The organism is Parachitinimonas caeni (assembly GCF_030129945.1).
In the GTDB taxonomy this organism is placed as follows: domain Bacteria; phylum Pseudomonadota; class Gammaproteobacteria; order Burkholderiales; family Chitinimonadaceae; genus Parachitinimonas; species Parachitinimonas caeni.
In genome coordinates this window covers 18067-32823 of the sequence record NZ_JARRAF010000017.1, presented here as the reverse complement: position 1 = coordinate 32823, position 14757 = coordinate 18067, and the positions used below count along the sequence as shown (strand labels likewise).

At 59.6% G+C, this 14757-nt stretch carries 11 protein-coding genes; 7 read left to right on the top strand and 4 right to left on the bottom strand.

The annotated features are described in order from the left end of the window. Positions 1 to 244 precede the first annotated feature (244 nt). The 3 genes from PZA18_RS14495 to PZA18_RS14485 all read left to right on the top strand — a co-directional run bounded on the left by PZA18_RS14495 (position 245) and on the right by PZA18_RS14485 (position 3815). The gene (locus PZA18_RS14495; protein ID WP_284101577.1) at positions 245 to 793 is read left to right on the top strand and encodes a GNAT family N-acetyltransferase; all 549 of its coding nucleotides are present in this window, start codon (positions 245 to 247) and stop codon (positions 791 to 793) included. Next, positions 790 to 2016: an MFS transporter gene (locus tag PZA18_RS14490; RefSeq protein ID WP_284101576.1), complete on the top strand. Its 1227-nt coding sequence runs from the start codon at positions 790 to 792 to the stop codon at positions 2014 to 2016. The genes PZA18_RS14495 and PZA18_RS14490 overlap by 4 nt, the downstream gene beginning before the upstream one ends. A 665-nt stretch (positions 2017 to 2681) precedes the next feature. Next, entirely contained in the window at positions 2682 to 3815 is a 1134-nt protein-coding gene (locus PZA18_RS14485) for a slipin family protein (RefSeq protein ID WP_284101575.1), read from the top strand. 43 nt (positions 3816 to 3858) lie between these two features. On the opposite strand, the gene PZA18_RS14480 is transcribed toward PZA18_RS14485, so the two are convergent. Then, a complete protein-coding gene (locus tag PZA18_RS14480) occupies positions 3859 to 4608 on the bottom strand; it encodes a 4'-phosphopantetheinyl transferase family protein (RefSeq protein WP_284101574.1) in 750 nt (249 codons plus the stop codon). 715 nt (positions 4609 to 5323) lie between these two features. On the opposite strand from PZA18_RS14480, the gene PZA18_RS14475 reads away from it, so the two are divergent. From PZA18_RS14475 to PZA18_RS14460, 4 genes are read left to right on the top strand one after another with little or no spacing between them, the layout of a single operon-like run. Then, entirely contained in the window at positions 5324 to 5941 is a 618-nt protein-coding gene (locus tag PZA18_RS14475; protein WP_284101573.1) for a TetR/AcrR family transcriptional regulator, read from the top strand. Further along, positions 5941 to 6984, top strand: coding sequence for an efflux RND transporter periplasmic adaptor subunit (locus PZA18_RS14470; RefSeq protein WP_284101572.1), 1044 nt, complete (start codon positions 5941 to 5943; stop codon positions 6982 to 6984). The genes PZA18_RS14475 and PZA18_RS14470 overlap by 1 nt, the downstream gene beginning before the upstream one ends. A 2-nt stretch (positions 6985 to 6986) precedes the next feature. Next, positions 6987 to 10082, top strand: a complete 3096-nt coding sequence (locus PZA18_RS14465) for an efflux RND transporter permease subunit (RefSeq protein ID WP_284101571.1) — start codon at positions 6987 to 6989, stop codon at positions 10080 to 10082. Positions 10083 to 10103: 21 nt separating this feature from the next. Next, on the top strand, positions 10104 to 10538 hold the full coding sequence (locus PZA18_RS14460; protein WP_284101570.1) for a cytochrome c: 435 nt from the start codon (positions 10104 to 10106) through the stop codon (positions 10536 to 10538). 260 nt (positions 10539 to 10798) lie between these two features. Here the strand turns inward: PZA18_RS14460 and PZA18_RS14455 are convergent, their stop codons facing one another. From PZA18_RS14455 to PZA18_RS14445, 3 genes are all read right to left on the bottom strand, one after another. Continuing rightward, on the bottom strand, positions 10799 to 12229 hold the full coding sequence (locus PZA18_RS14455; RefSeq protein WP_284101569.1) for an aldehyde dehydrogenase family protein: 1431 nt from the start codon (positions 12227 to 12229) through the stop codon (positions 10799 to 10801). Next, positions 12226 to 13476 (bottom strand): CaiB/BaiF CoA transferase family protein, encoded by a 1251-nt coding sequence (locus tag PZA18_RS14450; RefSeq protein ID WP_284101568.1) that lies wholly within the window; start codon positions 13474 to 13476, stop codon positions 12226 to 12228. Before PZA18_RS14450 ends, PZA18_RS14455 begins: the two co-directional genes overlap by 4 nt. A gap of 85 nt (positions 13477 to 13561) precedes the next feature. Next, the gene (locus PZA18_RS14445) at positions 13562 to 14746 is read right to left on the bottom strand and encodes an acyl-CoA dehydrogenase (protein WP_284101567.1); all 1185 of its coding nucleotides are present in this window, start codon (positions 14744 to 14746) and stop codon (positions 13562 to 13564) included. Positions 14747 to 14757: the final 11 nt, after the last annotated feature.

The window sequence follows — 14757 nt, the reverse complement described above, 5'->3', positions numbered from 1 at the left end:
CTGATTCTGCATGCCCGTCGTTCCCTCAACAAGGGAAATAATTTACCCATACGTCATTTGACGCCCATTGGGCTTCGCCCGCAGAATCGTAGCTGAATCGCCACACTGGAAAAGCCATACCCTCGGCCATTCAGCCTAACCATTCAACGCATCAATTACCGCATTTTTAAAACGCCAGATATAAATAAATCAAGCCAACCTACCTGGAAGATTTTTAATTTAATCCGTAAAATCAAACGCATAAATGCAGATTATTACTTCCCGCCTCGTTTTGCGCGCATTGCAAGATGCCGATCTTGATACCTTTGTTGCCTATCGCAACGATCCGGCCGTGGCGCAATGGCAAAGTTGGCCCCAGCCCTATAGCACGGAGGCCGCGCAGCAGCTGATACAGGACGCAGATGCCAACCTGCCGCCTGTACCAGGTCGCTGGCGACAAGTCGGCATCTGCCTGAAGGACACCGGGCAGCTCATCGGCGACTGTGCTTTTTGCCTGACCGACGAAGGGCGACAAGCGGAAATCGGCATCACACTCAGCCAGCCGGCGCAGGGTCAAGGCTACGCCAACGAAGCGTTACGGGCATTGTTCACCCACCTGTTCGGTCAGCTTGGCATCCATCGCCTCAGTGCCGCCTGTGACCCGGCCAATGCAGGCTCGATCAGGCTATTGCGCGCACTCGGCCTGCGAGAAGAAGGCCGGTTTGTGCAAGCGAGCTGGATCAGAAACCAATGGGTCGATGACCTGTGGTTTGCCTTACTCCAACACGAATGGCTGACAGGTTCCGGAGCATGACTTCCCTGCCCCCTTCTCGCGAACGCCAATTGCTGTGGCTGCTGGCTCTGACCCAATTTACCGTCATTACCGACTTTATGGTGATGATGCCGCTAGGCCCGCAGATCATGCAGGCATTCACCATCACACCGGCCGCCTTTGCGGTAGCAGTTTCGGCTTATTCGATCTGTGCTGGCTTATCTGGTCTGTTTGCAGCTACCTACATCGACCGCTTTGACCGTCGCAAATTGCTACTGACGGTCTATCTACTGTTTGCCGTCTCCAACCTGATCTGCGCTGCCGCCCCGAATTACCCTCTGTTGTTGATGGCCCGGGCCTTTGCCGGGCTAACCGGTGGTGTCATGGGGTCGATCGTGATGGCCATCGTGGCCGACGTGATTCCGCAGGAACGGCGCGGCGCAGCCACCGGCACCGTCATGACCGCATTTTCAATGGCAGCCATCGCAGGTGTACCTTTTGGCATCGTACTGGGTGCGCATCTGGGCTGGTCCACGCCGTTCTACGTGCTGGTTCTGGTGTCGATGCTGATCTGGGGGGCCGGCATGCGATTGGTGCCATCGCTGACCGCACACTTGAGCCAGACCCCGCCGCCGCTTTCCCAGGCATTGCCCAATTTATGGGCGTTGATCACACTGCCGCGCCACTTGATCGCCTTTGCCCTGACCTTTGTGATTCTGGTGTCACATATGCTGGTCATTCCCTTCATCTCGCCAGTGCTGGTCGCAAACCACGGCGTCGCGCCACAGCAGATCTCCTGGATTTATATGGCTGGTGGCGCAGCAACCTTGTTTACGTCACGCCTGATTGGTCGCCTGTCCGACCGCTTCGGCAAGCGTGATGTCTTCCGGTTCATGGCCGGGCTTTCCACCCTGCCGCTGCTGTTCCTGACCAATCTGCCGGATATCGCATTTATCTGGATGGTGGCGTTTTTCCCGTTGTTCATGATTTGCATGTCCGGCCGGATGATTCCACTACAGGCCCTGTTCACCACAGTGCCAGAACCCAGCAAGCGTGGCGCTTTTCTCAGTGTCAACAGCGCCTTGCAGTCGCTGGGATCCGGCGTTGGCGCCTGGCTTGGCGGCCTGTTTCTGAGCACGGGCCCACAGGGGCGGATTGAAGGCTACAACCACGTTGGCTGGCTGGCTTTTGTCCTCGTGGTCTTCGGGATCATCTGGGTAACCAAGGTCAAGCCCGCCGAACCCCCTCCCCCCAACCCAACCTGAACTTCCGGCTGGTACGGCAAGCTGCCTCCTCTGGTCGATTTTGGCCGGCTGGCAGCCTGCTGAACCTACCACGCCTTTAGCTATCCCATAAGATAAAAGTCGATATTTTTTTCGACAACCTTCTCGAACCCGTCCACCTTCTACAACCGCAACTTTGGTCAATTGCTATTTATTATCAACAAGATGACCGAAAGCCCCACCATCTGGCACGCCATTCGCTAAATACCTGCCACCAATCCCAAAACGGCGCCTTGCGTCGCGGCTTATCGACCGCACGGGTGCCCGCTGCCAGGATTTCCTGTTGCAGTCGTGCATACCGCTCCGTTGGAAGATTGACGGACGGCTATTGGTTCTTTGCCGGGTTCGATTCCCGGGGCCGCACCACACGGTAAGGCAACGGTCACCGACTGACGCCGATCAGGTTCGACTCCTGAATTCATCGTCATCAAAGACGCTATTAGAAAGTAATACCCGGCGAGACTGGGCTCGCTCCGGCTTGCCCAGCCTCCACCAACCCGGCCCGGAGCCCTGGCCAGGAAGGCGGCAGCGGTGAGTCTGAACGAGGTCATACCCGATCACGCGACAGGCCACCTGGCCCCCGCCTTCTTCGCCCTGGCTCTCGGCCCGGTTGGTGCCTACCGGACTACGCATCAAAGGAAATCTGTATGTGGCAAAACTTTCATATCAAGAAAAACGAACGCGCCCTACTGCTGAAGGATGGTGACTTTGAGCAGATTCTGACCTCTGGCGAACACAAGCTGTTCGACTGGAAGAAGCGCTACAGCACCGAAGTCTTCTCGCTGGATCAGACAGTTTTCGAGCACAAGCTGGTCGATTACCTGCGTCAGCATGAAGCCATAACGCTCGACACCCACTTTCATGTATTTGATCTGGGCGATGACGAAGCCGGTCTGCGCTATGAAAACGGCCTGCTGGTCGAAGTCCTGCCGCCCGGCTCCCGCCAGCTCTACTGGAAAGACGGCGCACCACAAAAGCTGGAACGCATCAATCTGACACAGGACTTTCGTGTACCAGACTCGCTGCTGGCTTCAATGACGCAGGTGGGTCTGCGCGGGCGTGGCATCTCTGGGCTGAATGCGGTACTGCGCGTACAGATTCCGGCAGAACACGTCGGCATCCTGCGGGTGGATGGCAAGCAGCAAGAGCTACTGCCGCCTGGGCGCTATGGCTTCTGGTGCTTCAATCGGGAAATCAAGGTGGAAACAGTGGATACCCGCCTGCAGGCACTCGAAGTGAGCGGGCAGGAAATTCTGACCCGTGACAAGGTGAGCCTGCGGATCAACCTGAACGCCAACTGGCGCTTCAGCGATGTGAACATGGCTTTCCGTCAGCTAGCCAAACCGGCCGAGCATCTGTATCGCGAGCTACAGTTCGGCCTGCGGGCTGCCGTAGGTACCCGCAACCTGGATGAGCTACTGGAAAACAAACAGGTGATCGACGACGAAGTCAACGCCCATCTGGCACAGCGGCTGCCGGGTTTCGGCCTGGAAGTCTGCAGCCTGGGAGTGAAGGACATCATCCTGCCCGGCGAGATGAAAACACTACTGGCACAAGTGGTAGAGGCCGAAAAGGCCGCTCAGGCCAATGTGATCCGGCGTCGGGAAGAAACGGCCGCGACCCGTTCACTGCTGAACACGGCAAAGGTAATGGAAGACAACCCCACCGCCCTGCGCCTGAAGGAACTGGAGACGCTGGAGCGACTGGCTGAGCGGATCGACAAGATTTCGGTATTCGGCGGGCTGGATCAGCTGCTGAATGGTCTGGTGAAGCTGAAGTGAATTGTGGCCAGTGGGCAGCCGGCGCAAACGCCCGTGCCAATTGTCAGGCCCGCCAGGCCACCAGCGTCAGATACACCCCCTCCCGCACCACATACCGCACCGGCAGCTGGACGTCTGGCAGCGCTTCAGCTGGCTGCTTATGCAGCAATCGCAAGGTGATTGTGCCGTCATCGACGGCACAAACGGCCACTTCATGAAAGTCCAGTATCCGCTTCACAAACGGGTAAATGGCTTTGTAAAACGCTTCTTTGGCTGAAAACACCAGCGTCAGATATTGCGGAAAGCTCCACCCCACGGGCTGCAATTGCAGCTCCGCCTCGGAAACAATCATGTCCCCGATGCGTTCCGCCTGATCCGCATCAATCAAGGGCTCCAGATCCAGGCCCAGTCCACGCCACTGACTGGCCAAGCCCGCCACCGCCGCCGCCTGCCCTTCACGGTGGCTGATGCTACCCAATAGATGCGCGGGCCAGATCGGGCTGCGGTCTTCGTGGATCGGCACCTCGTACCACTCGTCCGTTAACGCCCGCATCGCCGACATGGCACAAAAGCGCCCGGCGACAAACTCTGCCTTACGCTTGGGCACGGCTCTCTCCATGCGGGCTGGCACCCTCACGGCGCATGCCATCGGCGCCACCTGCACCGACTGCACCGTCTCCCACCCCGTGGGGGCAAACCGGAATTCACAGCTTTGAAATGCCAGATCGGCCAGATCAAAGGGCAGGAGCGTATCAACGTGGGACAGGACTAGCGCCGAGGCGCTTGCACAGGATGAAGCGAGCGAAAAAGTCATTATCCTCTCAGGGAAAGCCGGCGCACAGGTCTCGCCGTGATGACTTTCAATCCGTCTGCCATCACAACAACCCGCACCGCCACACCAAAAAGCAAAAGCAGGCATTGTAGCCCGCCTTTGCTTGGTAGCCACCGCCGAACCAGGATCGCCGATGCTGTAGGCTCAACATGCCAGAGCAATCCAGATCGCTCGGCAGCGCATTCGCGCCCATTGCTGCTCAGGTCCCTCTGACTTCTACCCGACCGCAGGCCGATGGCGTGAGAAGACTCAGGGACAGCGCGAAGTAGGGTAAGCGCGGTTTAGCGAGCTAACTAAGCAAACCCAGACGACGCCCCACCCAAAACTCGACCCCGGCCTTGCGTGGCTGTCGCCGCAAAGCGGCTTACAGCCACGGCATCCCCGTTGCGAGGAGGGAGGGCTTCGCCAGATTTGGGCCCGCTGCGGCATTGACCGCCAGACTGTTGGTTTGCATCGCAATGCCTTACAACCTGCGCGCCCAGATGGGAAATGGCGTGGCCTACCACTTAGCGGCGCACTTTTCGCCCTGCATCAGGCCCAAATCCGACGAAACACGATCCGAGAACAAAACGTCAACAGAACCTAGCGTCATCTATCCGACATTTGCCCATAAGGCACTTTGACCGTATGTCGCCAGGGGTTGCCATAACTGAGGCGAATCGATACATTTAGATAGTAACCACTTACTACCTAAATCATGCCTCCCATTATGCCCGCCAGCGGCGTCATCCTGCCTGCTGAAGAACGTCGTGCCAAAACCGTGGAAACGGTAGTTGAACTGGCCGCCGAGCAAAACCCGAATGACATCACCACCGCCGCGATTGCCGAGCGGATGGGGGTGACCCAGGGCGCTTTGTTCCGCCACTTCGCCAATAAGGACGCCATCTTGCAGGCGGTGGTGAACTGGGTGGCTGAGCGCTTGCTGAGCCGAGTTGACACCGCAGCACAGCAGGCCAATGGGCCAAAAGCGGCGCTGGCAGCGGTGTTTACGAGCCATATCGGCTTTATTGCCGAACACCCTGGCATACCACGCCTGCTGCTGGGCGAGCTGCAAAAGCCGGGGCAGACCATGCCCAAGCGCATGGTGAAGACCTTGGTGCAGAGTTACCGCGAGCGTGTCGAAAAGCTGTTGCAAGAAGGCAAGCAGGCTGGCGAGTTTGCGGCTGATCTGGATGAAGAAGCGGCGGCCACGCTCTATGTCGGCACCATCCAGGGCTTGGTGGTGCAGACCATCATGCAGGGCAATGCGGAGCGCTTGAAGCTGGAGGCGCAGCGTGTCTATGCCATTTTCCAGCGCGGCCTGGAGCCACGCTGATGAGCCGCCTGCTGTTGGTCTTCTTTCTTTTTCTGGCTGGCTGGGCGCAGGCGGCGGAGCGCAGCATCAAGGTCGGCGCTACCCAGCTACAGCAGCAACTATGGTCAGACAGCATTGCGGCGCAGGGGGTGATTGCGCCGTGGCAGGAGATGCTGCTGAGCAATCGGCTACAGGGTGTCGCGCTGCTGGAGCTGAATGCGGCGGTGGGCGAGCAAGTCAAGCGCGGTAGTGTGCTGGCGCGCTTTGATGACCGACTGATTCAAGCCGAGCTGCAAAAGGCGCAGGCAGATTTGCGGCGAGCTGAGGTGGCGCTGCGGCAAGCACAGGCAGAGCGCGAGCGCAGTCGCAGCATGCGTGCAAGTGGTTTGATCAATGATCAGGCCATGCTGAATGCCGATACCCAGGCCGATTTGGCGCAGGCGCAGCAGCAGGCTGCAGCGGCACAAGTGGCGTTGCAGCGTGCCAAATTGAGCGATACCCGGCTGCAGGCGCCCGATGATGGTCTGGTGATTGCTCGCCCGGCTACTTTGGGCCAGGTGCCTGCCTTGGGTGGTGAGCTATTTCGACTGATACGCCAAAACAAGCTGGAATGGCGGGCCGAGCTGACGGCGCAACAGCTGGCCCAGGTCAAGCCTGGCCTTGCTGTGCAGCTGCAATTGCCCGACGGCGGCAGCGCCCAGGGTAAATTGCGCCAACTGGCCGGTGCACTGGAGGGGCAAAGCCGGCTCGGCTTGGCTTATGTCGATCTGATTCAGCCCGGCAGTGCCAAAGCAGCCATGTATGCCAGTGGGCAAATCGAGCTCGGCCGCCGGCCAGCCTTGGTATTGCCGGCGACTGCCGTGCTGTTGCGTGATGGACGGCCAGTAGTGTTCAAACTGGTGCAGGGACGGGCACTCAAGCAGGCCGTGCAAACGGGTAGAAGGCAAGGCGAGTGGGTCGAGATTGTGCAAGGGCTGCGTCCGGGTGAGTCGGTCGTCTTGCAAGGGGCTGGCTTTCTACAGGGTGGAGAAGCCTTGAGCGTGGTCGCAGCAGGTGGGAAGTAAGCATGAATCTCGCTACCTGGTCGATACGCAACCCGATTCCAGCCATCTTGCTGTTTGTGCTGCTCACCTTGGCCGGCATGGCCGGTTTTCAGAAGCTGGGCATACAGGAACTGCCCGATCTTGATCTACCGACGGTTAAGTTGGAGCTACGCCAACCTGGTGCAGGGCCGGCCCAGCTGGAAACCGAGGTGGCACGCAAGGTGGAAAATGCCTTGGCCAGCATGCGTGGCTTAAGACATATCCGCACCCAGATCAATGATGGCAGCGTATTGCTTACGGTCAGTTTTGCCCTTGAGCGCGATTTGAACGAGGCATTGGCCGATACTAAGGACGCGGTCGATCGCATCCGCAATGAGCTGCCCAGTGAGTTGGAAGAGCCAAGAGTCAGCAAGGTGATGGTTGGGCCGGGCGGGGCGATGGCGACTTATGCCCTCGCTAGCAATCAGCTCGATGAGGAGGCGCTGTCCTGGCTGGTGGATGATGAAGTGGCCAAGGCGGTACAAAGCGTGCCGGGCGTGGCCGACTTCACCCGCCTGGGCGGGGTAAGGCGCGAAGTACAGATCGTACTCGACCCCCTGCAGCTCAATAGCTTGGGCACCACGGCCGCGGAAGTCTCGCGCGCCCTGCGACGGGTACAGCTGGAAGCGTCGGGCGGTCGCGGTCAGCTGGGTGAGGCCGAGCAGAGTGTGCGTACGCTTGCCACGGTGCAAAGAGCGGAGGAATTGCGTGCCTTGCCGCTGGTGTTGAGCGACGGACGCAGTTTGCGCCTCGATCAAGTAGCCACTGTACATGATGGTCCAGCCGAACGCAGCCAGGCTGCTGTGCTGGATGGTAAAGCGGCGGTGGGGTTTCAGTTCTGGCGCAGCAAGGGTTTTGACGAGATTCGTATTGCCAAGGGTGTGGATGCAGTACTGCAGCAGTTGAAGCAGCGCCACCCGCATCTACGCATCGAGAAGGTCAATGGCACAACCGAGCATACCCATGAGCAGTATGAAGGGTCGATGCATATGCTGTTCGAGGGGGCGTTGCTGGCAGTGTTGGTAATCGGCCTGTTCCTGCGCGATTGGCGTGCCACGCTGATTGGTGCCACTGCACTGCCGCTCTCCATCATTCCGGCCTTCGCCTATATGCAGTGGGCTGGCTATACGCTAAATACCATCACCCTGCTTGCGCTGGCGGTGGTAGTGGGCATTCTGGTTGACGATGCCATTGTCGAAGTCGAAAACATTGCTCGCCATATGCAGGGCGGAAAATCGGCTCGGCAAGCCACTGAAGATGCCGTCAATGAAATTGCGCTAGCCGTAGCCGCCACCACAGCGGCGCTGATTGTGGTCTTTCTGCCGACCGCCTTTATGGGCGGCGTGCCGGGGCTGGTATTCAAGCAGTTCGGTTGGACCATCGTGATTTCGGTGGCCTTGTCCTTTCTGGTGGCACGAATCATTACGCCGATGATGGCGGTTTGGCTGATCAAGCCGGGCCAGCATGCGCAGCATGAAGATGGCCGCACCATGACGATCTACCTGAAATGGGCGCGCTGGTGCTTGCAGCATCGCGGCTGGACCCTGCTGGCCGGGCTGGCCTTCTTTGCCCTGTCGGTGGCCTTGCTGCCGCTATTGCCACGCGGCTTTATTCCACCAGCTGACCGTGGCAGCACCACGGTCAGTATCGAATTACCACCTGGGGCCAGCTTGCAGCAAACCATGGCGCTGAGCCAGCAAGCGGCGACTGCGGTGAAGGATGTAGCGGGCGTGCGCACCATCTTTATCTACGCCGGCAACCCGAGCCAGAACCTGGCGGGCGAAGTGCGCCGTGCCAGCATGGTGCTGGTGCTGGCCGAACGTGGTGAGCGGGCAGCGCAGCGTGCGGTGGAGCAGCAAATCAGACAGCGGCTGGATCAACTAGCCGGCGCGCGCTTCTCGCTCAGCAGTGGCAGCTCGGGCGAAAAGCTGGAACTGGTGCTGTCGAGCAGCGATGAGGCCGCGCTGCTGCATAGCGCACGCGAGTTGGAACAGCAGTTACGCGGCTTGCCCTTCCTGAATAACATCGTCTCAACCGCCGGCATGGTGCGGCAGGACATTGTGGTGCGGCCCGATGCCAGCCGCGCTGCCGAGCATGGCATCAGCAGCATGGCCATTGCCGATACGCTGCGGGTGGCCTTGCAGGGCGACAGGCAGGCTGCGCTGGCCAAACTCAATCTCGATCAACGCCAGCTGGATATACGGGTGCTGTTGCCTGCGGCAGTACGACACGACTTGGCTGCAATCGCTGCCCTGAATGTGCCGAGCCGTGCTGGTTTGCTGCCGCTGGGCAGCGTGGCCGAGGTCGGCTTGGCCGAAGGGCCATCGCAGATCGACCGCTTCGATCGCGAACGGCAGGTGACGCTGACGGCCGATCTATCTGGCCATGCCTTAGGCGACGCACTCAAAGCCGCCAAGGCTTTGCCAGCGCTTGCGCAAAGGCCGACTCAGGTCAAGCTGCTCGAATCGGGCGATGCAGAAAATCAGGCCGAGCTATTTGCCGGCATGAGCGGCGCCATGCTGGCCGGCGTAGCGCTGCTGTATACGGTGCTGGTGCTGCTGTTCAAAGACTGGTTCCAGCCCTTCACCATTCTGTCGGCGGTGCCGCTATCGGTAGGTGGTGCTTTTGCCGCCTTATTGCTGACCCAGGGCCAGCTTAATCTGCCCTCGCTGATCGGGCTGGTGATGTTGATGGGCATCGTGACCAAGAACTCGATTCTGGTGGTCGATTACGCCATCGTCGCCCGTCAGCAAGGCATGAGCCGTAGCGAAGCCTTGCTGGATGCCTGCCATAAGCGCGCCCAGCCCATCACCATGACCACGGTTGCCATGATCAGCGGTCTGCTGCCGCTCGCACTTGGCTTCGGTGCCGACGCCAGCTTCCGCCAGCCTATGGCCATCACGGTGATCGGCGGTCTGCTGTCGTCCACTGTAATGAGCTTGCTGATGGTGCCGGTGGTGTTCAGCTATGTCGACGACTTGGAACATGGGCTGGGTCGGCTATTTCGCCGGCGGGCGCAGCAGCAAACCACCCCAGTGATGGCCTCAGCGCCAACTTCACCGCATTCCCCAACCCACTGACTTAAATTTGGAGGCTGTTTCATGCGTACTGTTTTACGAGCTTTGATGATCACCACCACCACCCTTGCACTCGCCCACGCCGAAACCACACCGTCTCAAACACCGGGTGAGTTGCGGCGCATTATGCAAAACCTGGGGCAGAATATGCAGCAGGTGGCTGGCGCGATTTCGCGCGAGGACTGGGCGCAGATTGCTGAGTTAGCGCCCTTGATCGCAGAACACCCTGCACCGCCGATGGCAGAAAAGGCACGCATCCTTAACTTTCTTGGCAACAGGGCCGGGCAGTTCCGTGAACTGGACCACGCCGTACATAAGGCAGCAGAAGACATGGGGCAGGCTGCAAAGAAGGGGGATGGCAAGGAGGTAATCAAACGTTACGCTCAGGTGCAGCATAGCTGCCTCGCCTGCCATCAAGCCTTCCGTCCATCCTATCAGCAGCACTTCCTCGTCAAGTAAGAATTTACTTGCAACACTGCCGTGCTGCCGTGCGATGCGGGTAGGCAATGAAGCCCTGCGTGGCAACACGAAAAGCGCCTCAGCGGCAACCGACTACCCGCTGCACAGCAATCGGGCGGTGACTAGCTGCCGATGGGAGTAGCTTTGAATCACTCAGCCATCACAACCAACCGCACCGGAGAAAACAAAAGGCGGGCATTGTAGCCTCGCCTTCATTTTCTGCCAGCTCTGCCCCGTTCAAGCAATGGACGGCGGCGACATCAGGGAGCGGTATAAGCCGTCTTGACGGTCGTGAAGAACTCGGCGGCATAGCTGCCCTGTTCTCTGGCACCGTAGCTGGAGCCTTTGCTGCCTCCAAATGGCACGTGGTAATCCACCCCGGCTGTCGGCACATTGACCATCACCATGCCGGCCTGGGCGTGGCGCTTGAAGTGGCTGGCATATTTAAGTGATGTGGTGCAAATGCCGGCAGAGAGTCCGAACTCGCTGTCATTGGCCAGCACCAGCGCATGTTCGTAGCTATCGGCGGGAATGGCGCAGGCGACGGGGCCGAAGATTTCCTCCCGCGCAATCTGCATGCTGGCGTCAGCATCGGCAAACAGGGCGGGCGACAGATAAAAGCCCGGCTGTTCACGCTGCAGACGCTCGCCACCGAGCACCAGTCTTGCGCCTTGCTGCTTGCCCAGCTCGATATAACGCAGATCCTGATCAAGCTGACCTTCATCGACGACCGGACCGATGTCGGTGCCGGGCTTGCGCGCGTCATCCACTTTGAGCGTCGCCAGTCGGGCCGATACCGCATCAACAAAGCGGCTATAGATGCCCTTCTGCACGATGAAACGCGAAGATGCGGTGCAACGCTGGCCGGTGGAGTAGAAGGCGCCTTGCACCGCACAATTCACCGCAATATCGAGATCGGCATCATCCAGCACCACCAGCGGGTTCTTGCCGCCCATTTCCAGTTGTACCTTGGCAAAACGGGCGCCCGCCGTGGCCATGACCTGCGCCCCGGTCTGCACCGAGCCAGTGAAACTGATGCCATGAATGCGACGATCTTCCAGCAGCACCTGGCCCACTTCGCGGCCACGCCCCATCACCAGATTGAACACGCCAGCGGGAATACCACTGCGCGAGATGATTTCTGCCAGCGCCCAGGCGGAACCCGGCACCAGATCGGCCGGCTTGAACACCACGCAATTGCCATAGGCCAATGCCGGAGCAATTTTCCAGGCAGGGATGGCAATCGGGAAATTCCACGGGGTGATGATGCCCACCACACCGATCGGCTCACGCGTCACCTCAACCTCCACGCCCGGCCGCACCGAAGGCAGGCGATCGCCCCGTAAACGCAGCACTTCCCCCGCAAAGAAACGGAAGATATAGCCCGCCCGAGCCACTTCACCGATGCCCTCTACCAGCGTCTTGCCCTCTTCCCGTGCCAGCAGCGCCCCCAGTTCATCCTTGCGGGCCAACAATTCAGCACCGATCTTGTCGAGCGCATCAGAGCGGGCCTGGATGCCACCAGTGGCCCAGGCGGGAAAAGCGGCTGTCGCGGCAGCAATCGCCTGACGGGTGGTATCCGTGTCGGCCTGTGCGTAGTGGTCGATGATGTCGAGGGTATTTGAGGGATTGATATTCGGACGACTCCGGCCGGACTCCATCCACTCACCGCCGATGTAATTCGCTTTCATGTTGATTTCTCCTGCTTGCGCACTGCTGCGATAACGCCCGATTCAGCCAGCTCGGTCAGACTCCCTTCTCCCAGCCCAAGCAAACCCGACAACACCGAATGCGTATCCGCCCCCAGCAAGGGCGGCGCATTGCGGTACTCGACCGGTGTGGCTGACAGATGAATCGGATTGGCCACCTGCGGCACCTTGCCCGCCAGCGGGTGATCCATCTCGACCCGTGTTCCACGGTGCTGAACCTGCGGGTCGGCAAACACTTGTGCCAGGTTGTTGATGGGGCCGCAGGGCACCGCTTGCGCTTCGAGCAAGGTAATCCACTCTTCCATATCCCGGGTTCGGGTGACCTCACCGATCATCGGAATCAACAGCGCCCGATTGGCCACGCGGGCCGCATTGGTGGCGAAACGCTCATCGCCAGCCCATTCGGGGTGGCCAATGGTTTCACAGAACTTGCCGAACTGGTTGTCGTTACCGATGGCCAGAATCATGTAACCATCCCGCGTTGGTACATCCTGATACGGCACGATATTGGGGTGGGCATTGCCCATACGCTTGGGCGGCTGGCCCCCTACCAGATAATTCATCGACTGATTGGCGAGGCAGGCAATCTGCACATCCAGCAGGGCCAGATCAATATGCTGACCCTGGCCGCTCCGCTCCCGGCTCAGCAAAGCTGCCTGAATCGCATTGGCCGCGTACAAGCCGGTCAGGATGTCGGTCAGGGCGACCCCAACCTTGAGTGGGCCCGCGCCTTCCTCCCCATCCGGTCGGCCAGTGACGCTCATCAGACCACCCATCCCCTGAATCAGAAAGTCGTAACCTGCCCGTGCGGCATAGGGGCCATCCTGGCCGAAGCCGGTAATCGAGCAGTAGACCAGCCGGGGGTTGATTACCCGCAACGACTCGTAATCGAGCCCGTATTGCTTGAGCCCCCCCACCTTGAAGTTTTCGACCAGCACATCCACCTGCGCTGCCAGCTCACGCAACAGACGCTGGCCTTCCGGCTTGGCCATATCAATCGCAACAGACTGTTTGTTGCGATTGGTAGACAGGTAATAGGCTGACTCGGAGGTCGCTTCGCCTGCTTCGTCTTTCAGCCAAGGCGGCCCCCAGGCACGGGTATCGTCACCTGTGCCGGGCCGTTCGATCTTGATGACTTCAGCGCCCAGATCAGCCAGCAACTGGGTCGCCCAAGGGCCAGCCAGCACCCGCGATAAATCGAGAACCTTGAGATGGGAGAGAGCACCCATAGGGAGTTTTCCTGCAGGGGAAGTGAAGGGAAAGGCGCCACGCCGCACAGCATGGCGCCCGGTGACGAGGCAGGCTCGTCAGCGATTAATTACCAAACGCGGCGATGCCAGTCTGGGCCCGACCCAGAATCAGGGCATGCACATCATGCGTCCCCTCGTAGGTGTTGACCACTTCGAGGTTGACCAGATGGCGGGCAATGCCAAACTCATCCGAAATACCGTTGCCACCCAGCATGTCCCGCGCCATGCGGGCAATGTCCAGCGCCTTGCCGCAGGAGTTGCGCTTCATGATCGAGGTAATCTCGACAGCAGCCATGCCTTCGTCCTTCATCCGCCCCAGACGCAAACAGCCTTGCAGGCCCAGCGTGATCTCGGTTTGCATGTCGGCCAGCTTTTTCTGGATCAGCTGATTGGCGGCCAGCGGGCGGCCGAACTGCTTGCGGTCGAGCACATACTGGCGGGCCTTGTGCCAGCAGTCTTCCGCCGCACCCAAAGCACCCCACGAAATGCCGTAACGGGCCGAGTTCAGACAGGTAAACGGCCCTTTCAAACCTTTGACGGTCGGGAACATGTTTTCAGCTGGCACGAAGACGCTATCCATCACGATCTCACCGGTAATCGAGGCGCGCAGGCCAACCTTGCCGTGAATCGCCGGGGCAGACAGGCCCTTCCAGCCTTTTTCCAGCACAAAGCCGCGAATCTCGCCTTCGTCATCCTTCGCCCAGACCACGAAGACATCGGCAATTGGCGAATTGGTAATCCACATCTTGCTGCCCGTCAACTCATAGCCTCCTGCCACCTTGCGGGCACGGGTGACCATGCTGCCGGGGTCGGAGCCATGATCCGGCTCCGTCAGACCAAAACAGCCAATCCACTCGCCAGAAGCCAGCTTGGGCAGATATTTGCGCTTGGTCTCTTCGCTGCCGAATTCGTTGATCGGCACCATCACCAGCGAGGACTGCACACTCATCATCGAGCGATAGCCTGAGTCGACACGCTCAACTTCACGGGCAATCAGGCCATAGCTGACGTAGTTGAGGCCCGCGCCACCGTATTCAGCAGGGATGGTCGCCCCCAGCAGACCCAACTCCCCCATCTCGCGGAAAATCGCGGCATCAGTCTTCTCATTGCGAAACGCCTCCAGCACACGCGGAGCCAGTCGCTCCTGCGCATATTTGTAGGCCGTCTCGCGCACCATGCGCTCTTCGCCGGTCAGCTGTTGCTCCAGCAATAAGGGGTCTTCCCAGTGAAACTGTACTTTTCCAGCCATGATCGGCTCCT